The organism is uncultured Eudoraea sp. (genome assembly GCF_947260015.1).
Lineage (GTDB): Bacteria > Bacteroidota > Bacteroidia > Flavobacteriales > Flavobacteriaceae > Eudoraea.
Genome location: NZ_CAMYOM010000035.1, coordinates 1 through 23,339 on the forward strand (window position 1 = coordinate 1; position 23,339 = coordinate 23,339).

Below are 23,339 nucleotides of genomic sequence, written 5' to 3' on the forward strand. Positions count from 1 at the left end.
GTAATCCCGTAAGCCAGATTTCTATCATGTCCTAAAATTGGGAAAGGTATGCCCGCCATGTAATAACCATATTTTTCGTAGCCCGAAGCACTTAGATGGGCTTCATACCATACGGAAGGTTGAGCAAACCCAATGTGTGGATCATTCGCCAGGATTACCTTACCTGATTTGGTTTTTGCAGGGGCCATTACCCAACTATTACTCCCCTCGAGCTGAGGAATTGGCAAATTAGCCAGTGCCTTTGAAATTGAAGCTACCATTTGAGCTTCTTTTGAACCCTCAGGCGCAGACTTATAATTCTTGATCCATTCGGTATTTAAATCCACCTCAATTTCTAAATCTTTAAGATATTCAGGGCCTAATTTATTTTTTATCACGGTTAGTAATGGATCGGTTTTTTGAGCCATTGCAAAACTAAATGCCATATAGCCAATAGAATTATAAACATCTTTGAGGCTAAAAGGTTCCTTGTCAATGCCCGTCAGATAAAACTCTACCGGAGTGGGTCCACTTTCTATAAATTGGTTTATCCCATCTAAATAAGCCTCGGTTAGCTGTATTGTCTTGTTCGTCCTTTCACGCTGTTCTATAGTTTTAGCTGAAGCCTCATCAATACCCAGGGAAAGAAAAAATTTATCTGTTGATAGTAATTTAGAACCAAAAACCTCTGATAAGCCACCTCCGGCCACTCTTCTCAACAATTCCATTTGCCAAAGTCTGTCCTGGGCATGCACGTAGCCAAGCGTTCTAATTGCATCCTCTTCATTTTCACCATATATGTGAGGAATACCATAGGAATCATAGTAGACAGATACCTCATCAGACAGATTTAATAGTTGTTTTTCCCCTTCATAGTCGGGTTTCAGGGTTTGTATGAAGATGAACGCGGCAAGTGACAAAAGTCCAAGAAATGCCAGTAGTATCAGGAGGATTTTTTTAATTTTCTTCAAGAGTAAGACTTTGAGGTTTAAAGATAAAAAAAATGAGCCACTTAAATTATTAGTGTCCTTTTCTTGATCTGTCTTTTATTGATAGAACTCAAAGATTATAAAAATCTCATTAAAAAATTCAGTTATATAGGTAATAGCAGATGATATTACTGTTTTATGGTAATGTGCTGGTCAATTCACCCTTATTGAGCTCATCAAAGTTTTTAAGACCTTCTTTCAACCAATTTTCATAGGTTTCACTATCAGCATTTTGAATTGAAGAATTTAAGACCTCCAGGTCCGGGGAAAGTAAAACGTAGTAGGGCTGTGATGCAGCACCAAAGTTGAGGGTTTGAAAAGTACCCCATTTTTCCCCGACTGTCTCAATATTTTTTACCCTTCCGGATTCGAATTTATAATCAAATTTTTCATGCTCCGGCAATGATTTTCTATCGTCAATATATAAGGAAATCAGCACGTAATCCTCATTAAGCATTTCATAAATATCGGGTTCGCTCCAGACGTTTTCTTCCATTTTTCTACAGTTCACACAGGCCCATCCGGTAAAATCGAGTAATACCGGCTTCTTTTCTTTTTTTGCATATGCTATCCCTTCTTCAAAATCTTTAAAGCAGTTAAGGCCAAGGGGGCAATTACTTTCTTTATCCACAACGGAATAAAAATCCGGAGGTGGAAATCCACTTAACAATTTAAGGCTGGTAATATTAAAAGCACCTAATATCAAATAAACAGTAAAGGCAGCAGTTAAAATGCCAACTCCGATTCTGGTTTTAGATAACTTTTGTTTTGGGCCTTCATGTCTAAATCTGATTATTCCAAATAAGTATAAAACCAATAAAACAAAAAGAAGTATCCAAATTCCCAGGAAGATTTCTCTCTTAAGGAACCCCCAATTGCCAACAAGGTCGGCATTAGATAAAAATTTAAAGGCCAGTGCCAATTCCAGAAACCCAAGAACAACTTTTACGGTATCCATCCATCCACCGGACTTGGGTAAAGAGTTTAACCATGTTGGAAATAGTGCAAATAATCCAAACGGTAAAGCAAGGGCTACTCCAAATCCCAACATCCCTGCCGAAAGATTGTTAGCCACATCACCTTCGGCCAGAGTTGTACTTCCCAAAAGACCTCCCAATATGGGGCCTGTGCAGGAAAAGGACACAATGGCCAGTGTTACGGCCATAAAAAATATTCCTAAACTACCACCAACATTAGAGGATATATTATCCAATTTAGTCGACCATGAACCGGGCAATGTTAGTTCATAATACCCGAAAAATGAAAATGCAAAAAACACAAATACTACAAAAAAGGCAATGTTGAGCCAGATATTTGTAGCTATTGTATTGAGAATCTGAGGGTCTACCGAATCAAATAAATGAAAGGGCAGGCTAAGTAAAAAATAGATTAAAACAATAAAAAAACCATATAAAGAGGCTTCAAAAATACCTGTGGATTTGTTTTTGGAGTGCTTTGTAAAATAGGAAACAGTTAATGGGATCATTGGAAACACACATGGTGTTAATAAGGCAATAAGGCCACCTAAAAACCCCAGGCCAAATACCACCCACAATCCGGAACCTTTTTTAACGTTGGTATCATCATTTGATTTAAGTTTTTCTTTATTTTTTAAGTTGAGTTTTAAAGCAGCACTAAGGTCCAGGTCCCTGTCATCAAGAATTTCTTCTGCAATTACTACGGTTCCTCCGCTCAGAGATATCCTGAAAGTATGCTCTTTTGGAATGCATACTTCCTTACACGCCTGATAGAAAAGCTCAACATCTACTTGGGAAAGCGAGGTATTTAGTAACCTGATTCTTTGTGTAAAGACTGCATCATTTATAAAAAATGTCTCGTCTACCTCAAAAATATCACTGTATTCCGTTATTGTTTCACTTTCTGTGGTCGTACCTGCCAATTCATAATCTTCGCCACTCTTGAGAAAAGTGAATTCACTGGCTAAAGAACCATTCTCATCAGTAAACTGAGAAAAGATATGCCAGCCATCAGCTATATCTGCTTTGAAAATAAGTTCATACTCATTTTCCGTCAGTTTATTAACTTCATGTGACCATAATACAGGGTCCTCATCGTCCTGACCATAACCGGGATTAAGACTGATAAATAAAACAAGAAATGTTATTATTATTCTCATTCTGTAATGGTAAATTTTAAAATGTTTTTTGTTTTGGTGGTCACTTTAAATCGATCATCCCCCCTTCGGCCAATAACCCATACTATATCATCCCCTGAGCATAGAAGCCATTGTTTTTCCTTGGAGATAAGATCCAATTTTTCATCTTTGTAAAACTTTGAGACCTTTTTTCTCCCATTCATTCCAAAAGGGTAAAAGTAATCTCCTTTCTCCCATTTTCTAATGCTTAGCTTAAGGTTTAACGTTTCTTTATCAACATATAGTATCCTATTGGAGGTCTCCCCCATTGCTTTTACCTCATCAATCTTCATATGCAGGGGTTCGGTAATAGTTCCTGTAATTGCATCAATAACAAATTTTTCAATTATCGAAGGATAAATCGGCTGTAATAACAAATACTCCCGGTCTTTAATAAGTCTATAGGTATTTGAGCGCACTTCTTTTCCGCTACTGGCACTTAAAAGGCCAACAACATCATTCCATTCTTTAAAACCATATTCATAAAACAATTCATACATGTAAACCTTAGCGGGTTCTAATTTTAAAAGAGAATTTAAGGGGATTCTTATAATATCATCCTGTTGTTGAAAAAGATTTTGTTTTAATTCAGCCAGGTAGTTCTTCAAAAGAGCAGCACTTCCTTGCAAGTTTGACAGAGTAGATTCAAAATTACCAAGAAATCCCGGGTGTAATTCCTTTAATTTGGGAATAACACCGTTTCTGATTTTGTTCCTTAAATACCTGGTCTCACTATTACTTTGGTCCTCGCGCCAACTTATATTCTTCATTTCGGCAAATTGCATGATTTGCCCCTTGGAAAATATTAATAGCGGCCGGCTTATATTGGAAGTTTTGGCAGGAATACCCATAAGTCCTTTGATGCCCGTACCCCTGGATAAGTTAATAATAAAAGTCTCCAAATTATCATCTGCCTGATGTGCTGTCACCAACGTCTTTATCTTGTTTATTTGCATTAATTCTTCAAACCAGCTGTACCTCAATTCCCTTGCTGCCATTTGAAGTGAAACTTTATTTGTATTAATATAACCAACTGTATCAAAATCTTTTATATATATTTTTTTTCCAATTTTTCTAGCTAAGTCTTCGACAAAAAAGGCATCCATATCACTTTCTGTACCCCTTAATTGAAAATTACAATGCGCAATGGAAAAGTCCATTTTATTTAGTTTACATAGATGTATCAGGACCACACTATCTATACCTCCACTGCAAGCAATTAAAAATTTATTTTCCAGGAGATGTGGAAAATTAATTGCTATATGGTATTTAAACTGGTTGAGCATTATACAAAATTAATCAAAGTTGATACCTCCACCAATCTTTTATTACGAACTGTAATATATATCACATCCTTATTTTTTAATGAATTTTAGGTGAATCCCGGTTTCTGATTATTCCGTATCCAAATCAATAATTTAATCGACGTTTGAAGTTCTATAAATTTATCCTTCCAATACTTCACGCATTGCCTTGGCTTTTAGCAGACATTCCTGATATTCATTTTCAGGGGAAGCTTTGGCTGTTATAGCGCTACCAACGGAATATGACACATATTTTTTCGTGTCGTTATATAGAATACTGCGTATTACAACATTGAAATCAAAATCTCCCTCTGGGGTAAAATAGCCAACTGCCCCACTATAAAGTCCGCGTTTGGAAGCCTCTAAATCTTCAATAATCTTCATTGCAGACACCTTTGGAGCGCCTGTCATACTCCCCATGGGAAAGGTTTCCTTTATTATTTCAACCCCACTTTTTCCTTTAGACACCTTTGCTTCCACAGTAGATATCATTTGATGCACCTGTTTAAAGGTCTTTACTTTACAGAGTTCTGCTACATGAACACTGCCCTTTAATGCGCTTTTTGAAAGATCATTACGAACCAAATCCACAATCATAATATTCTCAGCTCGCTCTTTAATATCCTGCTGCAGGTTTCGTTTAAGGGCTTTGTCTTCTTCGGTGTTTGCAGATCTTCGGGCTGTTCCTTTTATGGGTTGAGAAACTAGTTTATCACCCGATTTTTTTAAATAGCGTTCCGGAGAGGCCGAAAGAAGATATTTATCTTGCATCCTAAGATAAGCCGCAAAGGGCGTTTTAGAGATAGTGTTTAATTTTTTATAAGTTCTTTCAGGATCGATGGAAGTGTTTTCCGCAAAAAACTCCTGACAGAAATTTGCCTCGTAGATATCCCCGCGGTGAATTCTCTTTAGCATCTCATTTACCTGCCGGAAATATTGGTCTTTATAAATCCTGAGCCTAATCTTTATGGGTATATGTGTATGGGGTTTGGTACTCTCCTTCTGAAAATTTACCGCAATAATACTATTAAAATCTGCTTCAATTTCTTCCGATAGCATGTTCAGGTATATAAATTCCGCTATTTTCCCCTGAATTGTAATTATCCTTTTAGGCTGAAAAAAACTGAGGTCATGGAAGCCGAGGTTGTCTGTATTTTGGGAAGTAAGATCTTCAATATCATTTTTTAAATCGTATGATAAATATCCAAATAACCAGTCATTGACAGACTCCTGATAGGCTTTAAGGTCTGAAAAAGCACCGTGATAATCCGTGGATAAACTGGTAAGGGCATCAGCAGCCAACAATGCATCATAGGATCCGTATTCATCCTTATGGTCATTGCTGTCTAACCAAACGACTTCTGTGAATTGTTTTGCCCATATCAAAAGATTGGATTTAAACCTGGGAATATCGCCAATCCGGAAAGCGACCTTGGTTCGCAAAACTTTCAGATTTTAGATAAAAATTCAGTCAGGACCCTTTGATGTGTTTCTGCAAGTGCACTATCAGTGATGCCTTTCTCTGAATCAAAATTTTCGTAAAAAGAGGGCAACGAAAAACTAGCGCCCACATTTGCACCAAACCTGGGTAATAACTTTTCAATAATTTCCAGGGATCCTAGTCCGCCACGTTTACCCGGGGAGGTTGACATAAGTAGTACTTCGGTATCTTCCAAAAATTTTATTTCCAGGCGTGACAGCCAATCCAAAACATTTTTAAAATATGCCGAAGGATTACTGTTGTGCTCATTTAAGGAAATAATCACCCCCTTGGCTTTCATAATATCGTCGCGTAATTCTACCAGTGAATTAGAAAAACCCATTTCCCGCTCATTGTCTTCACTATATAAAGGGAATGGATAATTAGCCATATTTAAAAGTTGTACCTCCTTGTCGCCAATTAAACCCGCGGTATATTGGACTAATTTAAAGTTTATTGATGTTGAGGAGTTGCTTCCTGCCAAAGCTAGTATTGCTGACATAGTGAAATTCTTAAGATGACGAAAATACCTCAATTTAGCTTGAATTGCGAGTAATTTAGCTAATTTTGCATTTTTAAACATCCAAAGGCGCTGTTAAACAAGTATATAGGATAGCTGTTAGGTATGAGAAATAAAACTGCAAGACTATTTTTTATAGATGCCATGAGAGCCTGGGCAATCCTTATGATGCTACAGGGGCATTTTGTGGATGGATTACTGGAAAATACTTTCAGGGATCCTGACAGCATAGTATTTACTATTTGGAGCTATTTCAGAGGAATCACAGCTCCGGTGTTTTTCACGGTTTCCGGCTTTATTTTTACCTATCTTTTAATTCGTGTACCGGAGAAAGGATTTAACAATCCAAGAATAAAAAAGGGGATTAAACGCGGTATTCAACTATTATTAATTGGGTATCTTCTCCGTTTGAATGTATTTGGATTGTTCATGGGCGAAATGTATCCTTCTTTCTTCCTGGTTGACGTCTTGCATATAATAGGCTTGTCAATTTTGGGAATTATTGGATTGTATTTGTTCACCACTAAACAAAAAAAATACGTCTTCCCTTTATTATTACTTACTATAAGCTGTTTGCTTTTTAGTTTTGAGCCAATATATTCCAATTGGACTTTTCAGATACTGCCGGATGCTTTGGCCAATTATTTTACCAAAACCAATGGGTCTGTGTTTACCATAATACCCTGGTTTGGCTATACTGCTATTGGAGGTTTTTTCTCCTATTTGTTTACCCAATATAAAAATTCCCGATCTCTTTATCCCAAAGCTATTTCCATTGCTGCACTTACAGGTATATTGCTAATCTTTTATTCATCAGATCTTTTTTTAGCTGTCTCATCAATAACGGGGATAGATTTGTTCGATGCTATTGCCGCAAATAATTACCTTTTTATAAGACTGGGTGACGTACTCATTGCCTTCGCTGTCTTTATGCTATTGCGTCAGTTTATAACAAGCAGGACTGTGTTAAAAATAGGACAGAACACATTATCCATCTATATTATTCATTTTGTTATTCTGTATGGAAGTTTTACCGGACTTGGATTGTATCAATTCTTTTATCAGTCCTTGCCACCGGCAATATTGATTCCAACGGCCATCGCCTTTATGTTTGTATGCTCCTTTTTGTCCCTGTATTATGCCAGGAATGAAGATCATATCAAACAAGGTATAAGTGCTGCGCTTATTGATCTCAGAAATAAGCTGGAGCCCTGGGCAATTTATACGCAAAGGATATTAAAAATTAGTATTTACAGGATACTTAGATTAATTGGATTGGTTAAGAGTTAAAAAAGACTCCCAAAATCCTAAGTCGTATTAATCCCGCTAAGCCTGAAGCTTCTCAGAACTAATTCATCTGATCAAATATGTAAAGCTCTGTTATCAGTAGCAGCCAGAGCAGCTTCTTTTACCGCTTCTGCATAGGTAGGATGTGCATGACTCATACGCGAAATATCTTCTGCTGAAGCTCGGAATTCCATAGCGGTGACTGCCTCGGCAATCAAATCAGCACATCGGGCACCTATCATATGCACCCCAAGGACTTCATCTGTTTTCTTATCTGCGAGAATTTTTACAAACCCATCAATATCCATACTGGCTCTGGATCGTCCTAAAGCACGCATTGGAAATTGACCCGATTTATATTCTATACCGGCTTCTTTTAATTCTTCTTCTGTTTTCCCAACCGATGCCACTTCCGGCCAGGTATATACAACACCGGGAATTAAATTATAATCTATATGTGGCTTTTGACCGGCAATAATCTCAGCAACCATTGTGCCCTCCTCCTCGGCTTTATGCGCGAGCATTGCGCCTTTAACTACGTCACCAATGGCATATATATTTGGAATATTGGTCTGTAAGTTATTATTCACTGTTACCCTTCCTATATCATCCAATTCAACGCCTGCTGCTTTGGCATTTAAGCCATCGGTATATGGTCTTCTACCTACTGATACAAGACAATAATCGCCTTTTAATATTACTTCGACTCCTTTTTTGTCATCGGCTTTAATGATTACCTCATTCTTTTTGCGCTCAACAGACTTAACCTTATGTGCAAGCAGAAATTTTACTTTTTGTTTTTTTAAGACTTTTAATAGCTCTTTGGAAAGTCCTGCATCCATACCGGGGATAATTCTATCCATATACTCAACAACGGTAACTTCAGAGCCCAATCGCTTATAAACCTGACCTAATTCCAATCCAATCACCCCACCGCCAATAATGATCATGTGTGCAGGGATTTCCTTCAATTTTAAGGCCTCAGTAGAAGTAATAACACGTTCCTTATCCAGCTTTATAAACGGAAGTGTAGCGGGCTTAGAGCCTGTTGCAATGATTATATTTTTGGCTTCCAGTGTTTGTGGTTTTCCTTTTGTTGGTTCTATTGTGATATGGGTAGCATCCTTAAAACTTCCTTTGCCCTCATAAACATCAATTTTATTCTTATCCATTAAAAACTGAATCCCCTTGGTAGTTTGGTCTACTACAGCCTGCTTACGACTGATCATCTTTTCAAGGTTTATCTTAATGTCACCCGGGATTTCTATGCCATGAGCTTCAAAATGTTTTACTGCATCTTCATAATGATGGCTGGAATCTAAAAGCGCTTTAGAAGGAATACAACCCACATTAAGACAGGTTCCTCCCAAAGTTGAATATTTCTCGATTATGGCAGTTTTCATACCCAATTGTGCGCATCTGATGGCAGCAACATACCCACCTGGTCCGGAGCCTATAATGGCCACATCATATTGATTCATAGTCTTCTTTTTTAAAGTAAAAGATTCGTTTTATAACGGGATTCAGAAAATCAGAACACAAAAGTACAAATGTTTTTGTTTAGGACATAAGAGAATCAGACCTTAAGAAAACCCAAACTACCAGTTTAATTAAAAGTGTACGGCGGTGCTGTATTTTACCTCATTAATTACAAAAGAACTCTGGGTGCTACCTATATTTTTTATAGCCGTCAGCTTGGTCACCATAAACTCTCTGTAAGTCTCCATATCACTTACATTAACTTTAAGGATATAATCATAATCGCCGCTAATATGATGGCATTCTGAAACTTCTTCCAGCTGAACTACTTCTCGTTCAAACTGAAGCACATAATCTTTTATATGCTGAATCAGCTTAACATGACAGAGTACCATAAAAGCCTTATTTACCTTATTCTTATCAACCAAAGCAACATACCTGGTAATCACAGCAGTTTTTTCCAACCGTTTTATCCGCTCATATACCGCGGTGGTCGAAAGTCCAAGTCGGTTTGCATATTCCTTAGTGGTCCATTTACTATCCTCTTGAAGGAGTGCCAATAATTCCCTGTCTTTAGCGTCTATTTTAATCATGATTTATTTACATTAAAAACTACTTAATCCTTGTGATTATAAATTTATAATCTATTTTAAAGTATAAATATAGTTTTATTTTCTATAATAATCAATTTTACTTGTTTTTCAATCTATGTTTCAATAATTTTATACTACAAAACTTAAGCTATTATGAAACATAAAGCGATAGACAAAATTCAGGAATTGCACAATTTTGGTGAATTCGGGGGTGTAAATCCGTCAATATCAGATTCATCTACTTATACCTTCCTTTCCGCCAAAACAATGTTCGATACGTTTGAAGGAAATACAGAAGGCTGCTATTTATATAGCAGGCACTCCTCACCTTCCAATCTATATTTGGGAGAAGCTCTTGCAGCTCTCGAAGGGACAGAAACGGCAAATGTCACGGCAAGTGGAATGGGCGCAATTACTGCGGTTATCCTGCAATTATGTAACTCAGCAGACCATATTATCAGTAGCCGTACTATTTATGGAGGCACCTATGCTTTTATGAAAAATTTTCTTAGAAAATTCAATATCAATACTTCATTTGTAGACATTACAAAAATTGAACTTGTAGAAAAGGCCATTACAGCTGACACCAAAATGATATTCTGTGAATCTATAAGCAACCCTTTATTGGAAGTAGCTGATATAAAAGCGCTATCCGGATTGGCCAAAAAGTATAATATTCCTCTGGTTGTGGATAATACTTTTTCACCTTTATCGATTGCTCCGGGGAAACTGGGGGCAGAAATAGTGATCCATAGCCTTACTAAATTTATAAATGGGACAAGTGATAGTGTTGCAGGGGCAGTATGCGGAACAAAGGAGTTTTGTCTCAGCCTTAAGGATGTGCATGATGGAGCCGGGATGCTTCTGGGCAGTACTCTTGATAGCCTTCGGGCATCTTTTATTCTAAAAAATATGAGAACACTTCATATAAGAATGAAAAAACATAGCGAAAATGCGCTGTACCTTGCCAAAAAGTTTGAGAAAGATGGCCTTAGGGTAGTTTATCCAGGCCTTAAATCACATCCCGGGTACCATACTATGAAAAAGCAGATGGTTTCTGAATATGGATATGGTGGGATTATGACCGTAGACGTAGGCAGCCTTGAAAATGCAAATAAGCTGATGGAGTTAATGCAGAAAAAAAACCTTGGTTATCTGGCGGTTAGTCTTGGGTTCTATAAAACTTTGTTTAGTGCACCTGGCACATCCACTTCATCGGAAATATCTTTGGAAGAGCAAAAAACTATGGGCTTGTCGGATGGACTTATACGCTTTTCTATTGGCTTGGATAACGATATTAAGAGAACATATAAATTAATGAAAGAATGTATGCAAAGTCTGAACATCCTGGATCTTAAAGTCGCATCTCGGGTTAGATCGATGGTTTAGGCGTTTGCAGAACAGCGGCCAAAGTTGTAATATTACCAATCAACTAACCAAACCTTATGGCCGATAAAAAATCCAATAAATACAGACAACAGGAACATATTGTTGAAAACCGGGAACTAAATATTTGGGAGGCATTAATCCCTGTTTTTGCCCTTGTGGGAATGCTTGCCTACAATGTCTATGTTTTCGGAGACGATGCCATTGGTGGTTCTAATCAGTTTATATTATTAATGGGTGGCGCTGTTGCCGCTATTGTCGGTTTTTTTAATAAAGCTACCTATAAACAGATGTTGGCTGAAGTGGCCGAAAATATTAAATCCACTACCGGTGCCTTATTAATACTCTTGATGGTTGGGGCGCTGGCAGGAACCTGGATGATAAGCGGAATTATACCGGCAATGATCTATTATGGCCTACAAATTCTTAACCCTACCATATTCCTGGGAGCAAGTTTAATTATTTGCGCCATAATTTCAATTGCGACAGGCAGCAGCTGGACTACCTCGGCAACTGTTGGTATTGCTCTTATAGGAATTGGGGATGCCCTGGGAATTCATATGGGTATGACCGCAGGTGCAGCGCTTTCGGGCGCTTATTTCGGTGATAAAATGTCGCCCTTAAGTGATACAACAAACCTTGCCCCTGCCATGGCTGGTGGAGAATTATTTAGTCACATCAAATACATGACCATTACTACCATTCCTACTATTTCCATAACTCTTTTAATTTTCATAATAATTGGCTTCAATTTGGAAACAACCGGAATAGCCGATACCAAATCTATTCTTAATTCTATTGATGCAGCCTTCACCATAAATGGCTGGTTGTTTCTGGTTCCATTGGCTGTGATTTTTATGATTGTAAAAAAAGCTCCTCCACTTGTCGCCCTGCTTATTGGTACTTTACTGGGTGGAGTTTTTGCTTTGTGGTTCCAACCCGATATCGTTGCAGGAATTACAGGAGCTAAAGAATTGAATTTTGAATCCGGTTATAAAGGAATATTAAATGCGATTACAATTAAAACCTCGATAGCTACAGATAACCCGGCACTTAACGATTTATTTACTGCAAAAGGTATGTCTGGTATGTTAGGCACCATATGGCTTATTGTGTGTGCCATGGTATTCGGCGGTATTATGGATGGAATTGGTGCGTTATCAAGGATTACCAAGTCCTTACTCGGGATGGCCAAGACAACATTTGGACTTTTTGCAAGTACAGTGGGAAGCTGTCTTGCACTTAACGTTACGGCCTCTGATCAGTACCTTGCCATTGTAGTTCCTGGAAAAATGTTTGCTAAGGCTTATGAAGACCGGGGGTTAGCCCCTGAAAATCTGAGCAGAACCCTGGAAGACTCCGGAACGGTGACCTCTGTGCTTATCCCCTGGAATACATGTGGAGCATATCATAGCGGGGTATTAGGCGTGAGTGTTGCAGATTATTTCTTCTTTGCTATTTTCAATTGGTTAAGTCCAATCACTACCCTTTTCTTTGCTGCATTGGGAATAAAAATTAAGCATTTGGTCTCTGCAAAGGCTTCCTGAACAAACAAAGCAAAATTTTAATGGAATGAAGTTTAACTTTTCCGTCATTCGCCTATTATTTCAATTATTTATTTTTTAATTTCACACAGAATTTTAAAACTTACAAAATGGCTACTGTTACACTTAAAGGAAACACCCTACATACATCCGGAAACTTACCCTCAATTGGAAGTAAAGCACAGGCTTTTACGCTTACAAAGAATGATCTTTCTTCGGCTTCACTTTCGGACTATAGTGGAAAGAAAGTTGTGCTTAACATCTTTCCCAGTATAGACACCGGCACTTGTGCACAATCTGTAAGACAATTTAACCAGGAGGCGGCCGAATTGAATAATACAACAGTCTTATGCATATCTAAGGATTTACCATTTGCCCAGACAAGATTCTGTGGTGCTGAAGGCATTGATAATGTTGTGATGTTATCTGATTTCAAAGATGGTAGTTTTGGTAACGCATATGGAGTGACTTTCATTGATGGCCCGCTTCAACCTTTGCTTTCACGTTCTGTAGTGGTTATTGGCGAAGATGGAAATGTTCGCTACACCGAACAGGTACCGGAAACTGTAGATGAACCAAACTACAAAGCGGCCCTTGAAGCTTTAATGGATGCCTGAAGAAAATCTGATTGTAGACCGGATCAAAGGTATTGGGTATGCTTTTCGCGGAGCATGGCTTTTAATCCGTACAGAGAGTAGTATCCAAATCCAGGTAGTCATTGCATGTATAATGACCGGTGCCGGATTTTATTATGAGATATCGCAAACCGAATGGATTTTACAGATATTCGCAATTGCCCTGGTTCTTGGTGTTGAAGGCCTGAATACAGCGATTGAAAAAATGTCTGATTATATACAGCCCGAATTTGATGAGAAAATTGGGTTTATCAAAGACATATCCGCAGGAGCTGTTATGATGGTTTCACTGGCAGCAACCATAGTTGGTTTAATCATCTATGTTCCAAAAATTATTTAGGACGTTTGTAGATAGTCCTTCCTTTGTAAATTTGTATTTTTACCCCAAAGAATAGATTATTCAATGGCAAAGAAGAGAAAAAAATCAAGGCCCGCTTCTTCTAAAAAAGGTTTTTCTTTTAAGTTGTCCAAACAAAATAATATAATCCTGGGAAGCCTGATGGTTTTGCTCAGCATTGCCCTATTTTTTTCATTTACCTCATTTTACTTCTCATGGCAGGCTGACCAAAGCCTTCTTACAGAATTTACAGATAGAAACGAGGAGGCAAATAATTTACTGAATAAATTTGGAGCAAGCGTTAGCCACTTCTTTATGTATAAAGGCTTTGGTGTGGCCTCTTTTATTTTTCCGGTTTTGTTATGCATCACAGGCTTGTACATGTTTTTAAACCTTGATAAAAAAGGGTTGTTAAGTAAGTGGATTTGGGGACTGGTTTTTGTTATATGGCTCTCAATTGCCCTTGGCTTTTTCGCTTATGAACTTCCTTTATTAGGAGGTCTTGTAGGTTTTGAAATGAATGATTTTTTACAGGATTATGCTGGTAAAATAGGAGTTTTATTGCTTTTGGTATTTGGACTTACCGTTATTCTTGTTCGTCTGTTTAAGTTCTCTCCTGATGGTATTGCCGACTTTTTTAAGCGGAAGTCTAAATCTCTGGCTACAGAATTTCAAAATGCTGGTGGAAAAGAGATCCTGATGGATATTGATAAAGAGCAACCTATCGTCATTGATCCCTTTACGCATAAGGAGGATATTCCCCCCCTGATCACCGAAGTAGACCATCCAGATGATAATAAGATCCCTGCCAAGGAAGATTCCATAGAAATGGAAGTAGAGAAAATTACAGAAGAAAAAGAAGAAAAGGATATTCTCTCTGATAAATTGGTAGCAGATTTTGGTGAATTTGACCCCACTTTGGAGTTGGCCAAATATAAATTTCCGCATCTCGACCTGCTCGATCTGCATGGAGCATCCGGAGGTATCACTATAAATCAGGAAGAGCTTGAGGAAAATAAAAACAAGATTGTTGAGACATTAAAAAATTATAAGATTGGCATTGGACAAATAAAGGCTACTATTGGACCAACTGTTACCTTATATGAAATTGTTCCTGTAGCAGGGGTGCGTATTTCCAAAATAAAGAATTTGGAAGACGATATTGCATTATCTCTGGCAGCATTGGGTATTCGAATCATAGCCCCAATACCCGGTAAAGGCACCATCGGAATTGAGGTTCCAAATAAAAATCCTTCTGTGGTATCTATGCGTTCCGTCATAGCGTCGAGCAAGTTCCAAAAAGCTGAAATGGAATTGCCTATAGCTTTTGGTAAGACCATCAGTAATGAAACCTTTGTGGTAGATTTAGCAAAAATGCCTCATATGCTAATGGCGGGTGCAACAGGTCAGGGTAAGTCGGTTGGTTTAAATGCGGTTTTGACTTCGTTGCTCTATAAAAAGCATCCTGCAGAGGTGAAATTTATCCTTGTTGATCCAAAAAAGGTAGAACTTACCTTGTACAATAAAATTGAAAGACACTATTTAGCAAAACTGCCCGATTCTGAAGAAGCTATAATAACCGATAATACCAAAGTAATTCATACCTTAAACTCTTTGTGCATAGAAATGGACAACCGTTATGAAATGCTTAAGTTGGCCATGGTTAGAAATATCAAAGAATACAACGTAAAGTTCAAGGCCAGAAAACTTAATCCAAACGACGGCCATAAATTTTTGCCTTATATTGTATTGGTTATAGATGAATTTGCCGATCTGATAATGTCTGCCGGGAAAGAAGTAGAAACCCCGATAGCAAGGTTGGCGCAGTTGGCAAGGGCCATAGGCATCCATTTGGTAATTGCAACACAAAGACCATCAGTAAATGTTATTACAGGTTTAATTAAGGCGAATTTTCCAGCCAGGCTTGCATTCCGGGTGACTTCAAAAATAGATTCAAGGACTATTTTGGATACCCAGGGAGCTGATCAGCTAATTGGAAGGGGCGACATGCTTTTCACTCAGGGCAACGATATTACAAGGCTTCAATGCGCATTTGTTGATACGCCGGAAGTGGCAAAGATTACAGAATTCATTGGTTCACAACGCGGCTACCCCGAAGCGCACCTATTACCGGAATATGTTGGTGATGATTCTGGCACAGGTATTGATTATGATATTTCTGACAGGGATGCCATGTTCAGAGAGGCTGCAGAAGTAATAGTTAATGCACAGCAAGGCTCTGCATCTCTAATACAGCGCAAGTTAAAATTGGGGTACAACAGGGCTGGCAGAATAATAGACCAGCTGGAAGCAGCAGGAATTGTCGGGCAATTTGAAGGAAGCAAGGCAAGGCAGGTACTGGTTTCTGATATTTACGCTTTGGATCAGTTATTAAGTAATGAAATAAAATAAAAAATGAAATATTCTATTCTTATCGTGGCATTGGTTTTTACCGCCATTTTTGCTCAGGCCCAATCTTCGGATAAAGCAGAGGCGCTTCTGGATGAAGTCTATTCCAAAGTTAAGAGTTATGATAATATTGAGGTAAGTTTCAAATTTGCGTTACACAATACGGAGGCAGATGTAGATCAGGAGACTCGTGGCGATGTTACACTGGAAGGCGAAAAGTACCTCTTTAATTATTTAGGGTCACAACAATTATACGATGGTGCTAAAGTATATACCATTGTTCCGGAAAATGAAGAAGTTACTATAGAAGATAAATCTGAAGGCGAAAATACCATAACACCTTCCGATATGCTGACTTTTTATAAAAAGGGTCATAACTATGAATGGGACATATTACAAGATGTTCAGGGCAGAAAAATTCAGTTTGTCAAACTCATCCCAATTGATACAAATTCTGAAATAACATCTATACTGCTTGGTATTGATGTAGAAACCAAACATATATATAAACTAATTGAAACCGGTAAGAACGGCACTATTACTACCATTACTGTTAATTCTTTTAAAACTGACCAGCAATTATCAAAAACCTTATTTACTTTTGATGAAAACAAGTACAAAGAAGAAGGGTACTATATCATAAGAAACTAGACCATTGCGGATTTTAGACAAGTACATTTTAAAGCAATTTCTTTATAATTTTTTTAGTTCATTCCTGATATTGATGTTTATCTTCATATTCCAGACGATATGGCTATTCATTGATGATTTGGCGGGAAAAGGACTGGATATTATAATCATTGGTAAATTCCTTTTTTACTTATTACCAAACCTAACAGAAAAAGTACTGCCTCTTACAGTGCTTCTGTCTTCTATATTAACTTTTGGGTCTTTTGCCGAGAATTATGAATTTGCAGCAATGAAGGCGTCCGGGATTTCCCTGCAAAGAGCAATGTTACCCCTGATAATTTTAGTTACTATTCTCGGTGGGGTAGCGTTTTTCTTTGCGAATAGTGTAATTCCTGCTTCTGAGCAAAAAATCTATAACCTTAGGCGAAATATTGCAACTGTAAAACCTGCTGCGGTGATCGTAGAAGGTGTTTTTAGCGACATCGAAGGATTAAATATCAAAGTAGATCAAAAGTATGGTGATAACGATAGATATTTGAGAGATGTGGTCATTCATAGAAAAACAAATCTTGAGAAAAATAATACGGTAATAAAAGCCAAAGGAGGGGAATTAAAAAGCCGGGAAGGATCTGGTATCATACAGCTGGTACTTAGTGACGGACATTATTATGAAGAAATTGTGTCAAAAAGTGGTTCAGGTAAGGATAAATCTCCATTTACCCGTTCTAATTTTGAGACCTATACAATAAATATTGAAATTCCAGACAACATTCAGGATCTGGAAGAAGAGCGGAATGTACGAACCGATAAAATGAAAAATGTATCCAGACTCAATAAGGATATCGATTCTATACGGGAAAACAATGTAAAAATAGTTGCTGCTTTTTCCAAAAACATTACCAATAGGATGGGTGCATTTCTTCCGCTGATAAAACCCGATACCCTGCCAAAGAAAAAATCATTTAAAACAACCTTAGATACTGCAGCACTAAATTCAAAAAAGAAGAAAGAGATCATTAAGAAAACCGATACTATGCCGGTAACCAACGTATTGGATTTATATAAGGAGTACCAACAGATGCAGATTATAGGCGCTGCAAAGAATTCTCTTTCCAATATTTTGAATTCCGTTCTTGGTAAAAAAGAAGAATTGCAACGACGATATAAAATATACAATATGCACATATTGTCTTTACATAAAAAATTCGCGCTTGGTCTTTCCTGCATTATTCTGTTTTTTGTAGGTGCACCGCTGGGAGCAATTATCCGCAAAGGAGGACTTGGTTTACCTATGGTCATAGCAATTGTACTTTTTTTAACCTATTATTTTATTGGAGTTTTTGCAGGAAATTATGCAAAAGAGGGAAATATTCATCCCATACTTGGAGCATGGCTTTCTACGCTAATAATGTTACCTTTGGGCGTTTATTTGACCAAAAGAGCAACTGCCGACAGGGGACTAATGGATTTTGGTCATGTCATTGAAAAAATAAAAGATTTTTTTAGAAAGAAAAATAAAGTTACAGCATCATGATTGCAACTATGGAAGATAAAATTCAATTAAACACTATTGAAGAGGCCATTACAGATATACGTAATGGGAAGGTGATTATAGTAGTAGATGATGAAAATCGAGAGAATGAAGGCGATTTTATAGCAGCCGCTGAAGCGGTTACACCAGAATTGATCAACTTCATGTCTAAGCACGGACGCGGACTTATATGTGCGCCACTTACCGAAAAACGTTGTGAGGAGTTGGATTTATCAATGATGGTAGAGAACAATACGGTATTACATCATACTCAATTTACAGTATCTGTAGATTTAATAGGACATGGTTGTACTACAGGAATTTCTGTACAGGACAGAGCAAAAACAATTAAGGCCCTTGTAAATAATACCACAAAGCCGCATGATTTGGGAAGGCCGGGACATATCTTCCCTTTACGAGCCAAGAATGGCGGTGTTCTGAGAAGAACCGGGCATACTGAGGCTGCTGTAGATTTTGCCCGATTAGCTGGATTTGAAGCTGCCGGGATCCTGGTAGAAATCCTGAATGAAGATGGTACAATGGCACGATTGCCACATCTGGCTGAAGTCGCCCGTAAATTCGATCTTAAACTTGTTTCTATTGAAGACCTTGTTGCCTATAGAATGCGCCACGACAGCCTGATAGTTAAAAGAGAGGAATTTGAAGTAGAAACCCGCTTTGGACATTTTACTTTACATGCGTATCAGCAAACTACCAACGAACAGGTTCATCTTGCACTAACCAAAGGTAACTGGGAGCTTGATGATCCGGTGCTTACTAGGATAAACTCAACCTTGGTAAATAATGATATTCTGGGTACCCTTACGCATAATGCAGACAAGAAATTAGATGATATGTTTAAGGCGCTTAATGAAGCAGGTAAGGGGGCCATAGTATTTATAAATCAACAAAGCCAGTCTTATAATCTTCTTAAACGTTTAAAAGGGTTGCAGGAAAACCAAAAAAATGGAATTATTAAGGCTCCCAAAATAGAAATGGATACCCGTGATTTTGGTATTGGAGCGCAAATCCTGCACGATTTGAATATTACCAAAATGCGGCTAATGACCAATAGTGACCAGGCTAAAAGAGTTGGTATTGTTGGTTATGGCCTGGAGATTGTAGATTATTCTCCTTATTAATTAGGGTTTATAATTCCTTTTTAATTATTGAGGCCATCAATTCGGCCCTTTTGGCTACTTCATCTTCTTCCCATCCCAGTTTTATAAGACAGGATATTGTTCTGCCCATCCAATGATCTGACTGTTTAAAATGTGCTTCAGGATAATCCGGAAGACCATCAAGGACTTCTCTTGCCACCGGAGCTAAGGATTTCATAGTTCTAAGATGATCCCATTTCTTATAATAGTGCCAATTGTTATTATACCAGTAAAAACAGGCATCAACACCTCCAGCGCCAAATGCTGCATGTGTTTTCTGGGTAATGGTCTCCGAAGGAAGATAAAAATTCAGAAATGAGTAATTCTCAACACCACCATCGGGCACTCTTCTGAAGCTAACTCCGTCAATAGACTCGAGGGCGTTTCTTAAAATTGTATAATTTCTCTTTTGAATTGCAAGAAAATCATCCAGACGCGCAATTTGAGCTAAACCAACAGCAGCGTGCAATTCAGAAATCCGGTAGTTATAGCCCAGAAAAGGATGGCTTTCTGCTCCCCTGTCGGTACCTTCATGATCATGCCCGTGATCTGAATAATGATCAGCATTTTTATAGTACGTTTCGTTATTAGTAATGAGGGCCCCGCCTTCACCGCAAGTAATTGTTTTTACATAATCAAATGAAAAGCAACCCAGATCCCCAATACTACCTAATGGTTTCCCGTCATAGGTCCCTCCTATTGCCTGACAGGCATCTTCAAGTAAAATAAGCTTATGTCTGTCACAAATTGCTTTTAAGGCACCTAAATCGGCCATAGATCCGCACATGTGAACCGGCATAATCACCTTGGTATTTGGAGTAATAGCTTTCTCAACAGCGGAGGGGTCCAAAGTAAGTGTATCATCAATATCAACCATAACGGGTATTGCACCTAAAGCGAGAATAGATTCAAAACTGGCCACAAATGTAAAACTCGGGATGATAATTTCATCTCCTGCTCCTATTCCCGCACTTGCAAGGGCAACAGTTAAAGCCGCTGTACCACTACTCACCAGCTGGGCGTGCTTTGTTTGCATTCGTTTTGCCAATTCCTTTTCAAGCTGTAAAGCTTTCCAATGACCGTTTCGCATTCCGTCAAACCCGTAGCGCATGAGTACTCCGGAATCCAGGACGTCCTTTACTTGATTTCTTTCTTTATCCCCAAATAATTCAAAACCTGGCATAGTGCTATTTAATTTAAAATGTTGTTTATTTTTATTCTTTACTATTACAAATGCTGCGCCTAAGATATGTAAATAATACTATTTTCCATATCGCGTCTGACTTTCTTCAATTCGGAAAACATATCGTCCTCAGCCCTATATCCTATAGGAAGAACCAGCACAGAGGCTAGGCCTTTTGAGCTTAGATTTAATAATTCATCATAGCGTTCAGGAATAAAACCTTCCATTGGACAGGCATCAAGTTGCTCTACTGCACATATTGTAAGTAAATTTCCCATGGCCAAATAAACCTGATTAATAGCCCATTGTTCAATTTGTTTAGTATCCATTTTGGTAAATTCGCTTACTAATTCTTTTTTAAATGGTTCTAAAACAGAATCACTGGTTCCTCTTATATCTTTTACCTTTTTAAAATAACTGGATATATAATCGGCATCTATTTTCTTCTCTATACATAAGATCAGAATATGTGAAGCCTGGGCAACCTGCCTCTGACCGTATGAAAATTCAACCAATTGTTCCTGCAGGTCCTTATTTTTTAGAACCACCATTTTTATTGGCTGCAAACCGTATGAAGTAGCGGTAAGAATGAATGCCTTTTTAATTCTTTCCAGTTTAGAAACTTCTATCTCCTTTGAAGAATCAAATTTTTTTACCGCATAGCGCCATTCCAAATCCTTAATAATATCTGCCATATACTTTTTAATTAAAAAACCATAATTTAATTGCCATGATTATTACCATAATTATCAAAAACATCTTTACATAACCGTCACCTTTCCCAACCGAAATTCTGCTTGAGAGCCAAGCCCCTGCTCCATTACCAATGGCTAAAACCAGCCCAACCTCCCAAATTACTTTATCGTTAAAAATAAATACGGCGAGAGCTGAAAGGGTGTAGATAAAAACAACCGCAACCTTGGTGGCATTTGCTCTCACAAGGGTCATATGGTTAAAATAATGTAAAAACAAGAGTATTACAAAGCCAATTCCTGCATTGATAAACCCTCCATAAATTCCGATAAAGAAGAATACAATAACACCTACCCATAAATATTTACCAGTAACCCGTTCTGTCAGATCCTGCATACTTATTTTAGGTTTAAATACAATTATCAATACCACTGCGAGCATGATAATAGCTAAAATTTTATTGAATGTTTCCCCTTTAATGTCCACGGCGATGCTTGCACCCAAAATAGACCCGAAAAGTGCTGAGATCCCCAGATAAATATTGAATGGAAAAGTGGATACGCCTTTACTTTTAAATCCGGCTACACCTATTGCGGTCTGAATTGCAATAGCTACTCTGTTTGTTCCATTGGCCACGCTGGGAGGTAACCCCAAAAAGATCAAAAAAGGCAACGAAATTAATGATGCCCCGCCGGCGACTGTATTAATAAAACCGACAACAAAACCAACTAGTACGAGCAGTAAGTAATGATACCATTCTTCCATGGCGCAAAAATAAGATGTCGCAAATAAATAATACCATAAACGGTGGAAGAAAATCGCCGACAAACTTTTTAAGGTAGAAAAAAGGTTAGTATATTTGCGCTCGCATTAAGGGAGGAATGGCAGAGTGGTCGAATGCGGCAGTCTTGAAAACTGTTGAGGGTCACACCTCCGGGGGTTCGAATCCCTCTTTCTCCGCAAAAGAAACCCGCAACGAAAGTTTCGGGTTTTGTGTTTTCTGAAACGAACCAAGCTTGCTTGAGTGAGTGACAGAAAATACAAAACTCAAACAAACGAAGTTTGTTAAGGATTTCATGCTTGCTCAGGATTTCCATTTAGGTATCACTGAAAGTAATCCCTTTTTCCCCACTTAGAGCAAAGCTCAATTTCTGAAAAGAATTTGGAGATTTTATTCTATCTTAAATTGAAATAAACCCGAATCTGAGCTATTACCTTCTGAATCTTTTGTAACAACTTTCCAATAGTAAATTGTATTGGTTGCTACGGGCACATCATTTAAAATACCAGAATCATGACCACTTACAAAAATGTCAGGTTGTTCTGTTGTTCCGAAATAAACATCATAACCTATTATGTCATCATCAACATCTGTACCTTTCCATTTTAAATAAATTTGACTTTCTGTAGTACTAATTATTTGCGCCATTAATGGATAAATTATTTCAGCCGGAAATGGTGCGTAGGTTTGAACGCCTTCACCTGCATTGTAGAATTTCCAGGTCTGACTTTGGGCAGTTTCTCCCACAGTATTGGACTGTGAAATAACATACCATTCATAAGGTGTTGCTCTGCTTATTACGATTGCCAGTTCTGTGTTTGATGTATCATGACTTGTTGTAATTCCCGATGATAAATTTTTGAGTTGCAACGCATAGGTATCTGTATGGTCACTCGGTTGCCACTCGAACAACACCGTGCTTTCTGTTTCTGTCACATTAGTACCTTCATTGCATAATGAATCTTCATATGGAAAAACCAAAGTCACAGCAGTTGGATTTAAAACCGGCTCTGTATCATTGTCATCGCCACTATTTGAACAGCCAATAAGCATCATGTACAAACAAATAATAAATATTTTGTTTTTCATCTTTTTACAATTTTTAATGTTGAGTACATCGTATTAGATTTTACAGATATAAAATACATACCTGGAGGCATCATACTGCCATCAAGCGTAATGGATCCTTGTCTTGCTAACAATGATTCAGACAATATTACTTTTCCAATGCCTGAATACACTACTACTTCTGTGCTCTCAGTAT

21 protein-coding genes and 1 tRNA gene are annotated in these 23,339 nt (G+C 37.9%); 10 read left to right on the forward strand and 12 right to left on the reverse strand.

All coding sequences use genetic code 11. From position 1 onward, the window contains the following. The 5 genes from Q0X66_RS13130 to Q0X66_RS13150 form a co-directional block, all read right to left on the reverse strand. Positions 1-950 (reverse strand): penicillin acylase family protein (locus Q0X66_RS13130; protein WP_297707111.1); only part of this gene is annotated, 950 nt, incomplete at its 3' end. A gap of 154 nt (positions 951-1,104) precedes the next feature. Further along, positions 1,105-3,105, reverse strand: coding sequence for a cytochrome c biogenesis protein CcdA (locus Q0X66_RS13135; RefSeq protein ID WP_297707113.1), 2,001 nt, complete (start codon positions 3,103-3,105; stop codon positions 1,105-1,107). Further along, positions 3,102-4,409 carry a tRNA lysidine(34) synthetase TilS gene (gene tilS / locus Q0X66_RS13140; protein ID WP_297707115.1) on the reverse strand — a complete coding sequence of 436 codons (1,308 nt, stop codon included), beginning with the start codon at positions 4,407-4,409 and terminating at the stop codon, positions 3,102-3,104. The genes Q0X66_RS13135 and tilS overlap by 4 nt, the downstream gene beginning before the upstream one ends. A 159-nt stretch (positions 4,410-4,568) precedes the next feature. Then, positions 4,569-5,870, reverse strand: coding sequence for an anthranilate synthase component I family protein (locus Q0X66_RS13145; protein WP_297707117.1), 1,302 nt, complete (start codon positions 5,868-5,870; stop codon positions 4,569-4,571). A 5-nt stretch (positions 5,871-5,875) separates the two neighbouring features. After that, the gene (locus Q0X66_RS13150; RefSeq protein ID WP_297707119.1) at positions 5,876-6,409 is read right to left on the reverse strand and encodes an NAD(P)H-dependent oxidoreductase; all 534 of its coding nucleotides are present in this window, start codon (positions 6,407-6,409) and stop codon (positions 5,876-5,878) included. Between the two features lie 123 nt (positions 6,410-6,532). Between Q0X66_RS13150 and Q0X66_RS13155 the strand changes: the two genes are divergently transcribed. Beyond that, positions 6,533-7,717 carry an acyltransferase family protein gene (locus Q0X66_RS13155; RefSeq protein ID WP_297707121.1) on the forward strand — a complete coding sequence of 395 codons (1,185 nt, stop codon included), beginning with the start codon at positions 6,533-6,535 and terminating at the stop codon, positions 7,715-7,717. Between the two features lie 71 nt (positions 7,718-7,788). Here Q0X66_RS13155 and lpdA read toward each other — a convergent pair whose 3' ends face one another. Both lpdA and Q0X66_RS13165 read right to left on the reverse strand, forming a co-directional pair. After that, positions 7,789-9,195: a dihydrolipoyl dehydrogenase gene (gene lpdA, locus Q0X66_RS13160; protein ID WP_297707123.1), complete on the reverse strand. Its 1,407-nt coding sequence runs from the start codon at positions 9,193-9,195 to the stop codon at positions 7,789-7,791. A gap of 129 nt (positions 9,196-9,324) precedes the next feature. Further along, complete coding sequence (locus Q0X66_RS13165; protein WP_297707125.1) at positions 9,325-9,786, reverse strand: Lrp/AsnC family transcriptional regulator; 462 nt, start codon at positions 9,784-9,786, stop codon at positions 9,325-9,327. 153 nt (positions 9,787-9,939) lie between these two features. Here Q0X66_RS13165 and Q0X66_RS13170 point away from each other — a divergent pair, with 153 nt between their 5' ends. The 8 genes from Q0X66_RS13170 to ribB all read left to right on the forward strand — a co-directional run bounded on the left by Q0X66_RS13170 (position 9,940) and on the right by ribB (position 19,400). Continuing rightward, complete coding sequence (locus tag Q0X66_RS13170; protein WP_297707128.1) at positions 9,940-11,175, forward strand: aminotransferase class I/II-fold pyridoxal phosphate-dependent enzyme; 1,236 nt, start codon at positions 9,940-9,942, stop codon at positions 11,173-11,175. Between the two features lie 56 nt (positions 11,176-11,231). Beyond that, positions 11,232-12,719 (forward strand): Na+/H+ antiporter NhaC, encoded by a 1,488-nt coding sequence (gene nhaC / locus Q0X66_RS13175; protein ID WP_297707130.1) that lies wholly within the window; start codon positions 11,232-11,234, stop codon positions 12,717-12,719. A 107-nt stretch (positions 12,720-12,826) separates the two neighbouring features. Next, positions 12,827-13,333 (forward strand): thiol peroxidase, encoded by a 507-nt coding sequence (tpx, locus tag Q0X66_RS13180; protein WP_297707132.1) that lies wholly within the window; start codon positions 12,827-12,829, stop codon positions 13,331-13,333. Further along, positions 13,326-13,691 carry a diacylglycerol kinase family protein gene (locus tag Q0X66_RS13185; RefSeq protein WP_297707134.1) on the forward strand — a complete coding sequence of 122 codons (366 nt, stop codon included), beginning with the start codon at positions 13,326-13,328 and terminating at the stop codon, positions 13,689-13,691. Before tpx ends, Q0X66_RS13185 begins: the two co-directional genes overlap by 8 nt. A gap of 63 nt (positions 13,692-13,754) precedes the next feature. Beyond that, positions 13,755-16,100 (forward strand): DNA translocase FtsK, encoded by a 2,346-nt coding sequence (locus tag Q0X66_RS13190; protein ID WP_297707136.1) that lies wholly within the window; start codon positions 13,755-13,757, stop codon positions 16,098-16,100. Positions 16,101-16,103: 3 nt separating this feature from the next. Continuing rightward, complete coding sequence (locus tag Q0X66_RS13195; RefSeq protein WP_297707138.1) at positions 16,104-16,748, forward strand: outer membrane lipoprotein carrier protein LolA; 645 nt, start codon at positions 16,104-16,106, stop codon at positions 16,746-16,748. Positions 16,749-16,773: 25 nt separating this feature from the next. Then, positions 16,774-18,261 carry an LptF/LptG family permease gene (locus tag Q0X66_RS13200; protein ID WP_297707150.1) on the forward strand — a complete coding sequence of 496 codons (1,488 nt, stop codon included), beginning with the start codon at positions 16,774-16,776 and terminating at the stop codon, positions 18,259-18,261. Next, on the forward strand, positions 18,258-19,400 hold the full coding sequence (gene ribB / locus Q0X66_RS13205; protein WP_297707140.1) for a 3,4-dihydroxy-2-butanone-4-phosphate synthase: 1,143 nt from the start codon (positions 18,258-18,260) through the stop codon (positions 19,398-19,400). The genes Q0X66_RS13200 and ribB overlap by 4 nt, the downstream gene beginning before the upstream one ends. Positions 19,401-19,407: 7 nt before the next feature. Here the strand turns inward: ribB and Q0X66_RS13210 are convergent, their stop codons facing one another. The 3 genes from Q0X66_RS13210 to Q0X66_RS13220 are packed head-to-tail and all read right to left on the reverse strand — an operon-like array spanning position 19,408 to position 22,059. Further along, positions 19,408-20,601, reverse strand: coding sequence for a DegT/DnrJ/EryC1/StrS aminotransferase family protein (locus tag Q0X66_RS13210; RefSeq protein WP_297707142.1), 1,194 nt, complete (start codon positions 20,599-20,601; stop codon positions 19,408-19,410). Positions 20,602-20,660: 59 nt separating this feature from the next. Next, positions 20,661-21,296 (reverse strand): nitroreductase family protein, encoded by a 636-nt coding sequence (locus tag Q0X66_RS13215; protein WP_297707144.1) that lies wholly within the window; start codon positions 21,294-21,296, stop codon positions 20,661-20,663. Positions 21,297-21,303: 7 nt separating this feature from the next. Beyond that, a complete protein-coding gene (locus tag Q0X66_RS13220; RefSeq protein WP_297707146.1) occupies positions 21,304-22,059 on the reverse strand; it encodes a sulfite exporter TauE/SafE family protein in 756 nt (251 codons plus the stop codon). Between the two features lie 110 nt (positions 22,060-22,169). Between Q0X66_RS13220 and Q0X66_RS13225 the strand changes: the two genes are divergently transcribed. Continuing rightward, a tRNA-Ser gene (locus Q0X66_RS13225) sits at positions 22,170-22,254 on the forward strand. Between the two features lie 211 nt (positions 22,255-22,465). On the opposite strand, the gene Q0X66_RS13230 is transcribed toward Q0X66_RS13225, so the two are convergent. Then, positions 22,466-23,164, reverse strand: a complete 699-nt coding sequence (locus Q0X66_RS13230) for a hypothetical protein (protein ID WP_297707148.1) — start codon at positions 23,162-23,164, stop codon at positions 22,466-22,468. Further along, a partial coding sequence (locus Q0X66_RS15955) for a T9SS type A sorting domain-containing protein (protein WP_366938701.1) occupies positions 23,161-23,339 on the reverse strand: 179 nt, incomplete at its 5' end. The genes Q0X66_RS15955 and Q0X66_RS13230, both read right to left, overlap by 4 nt.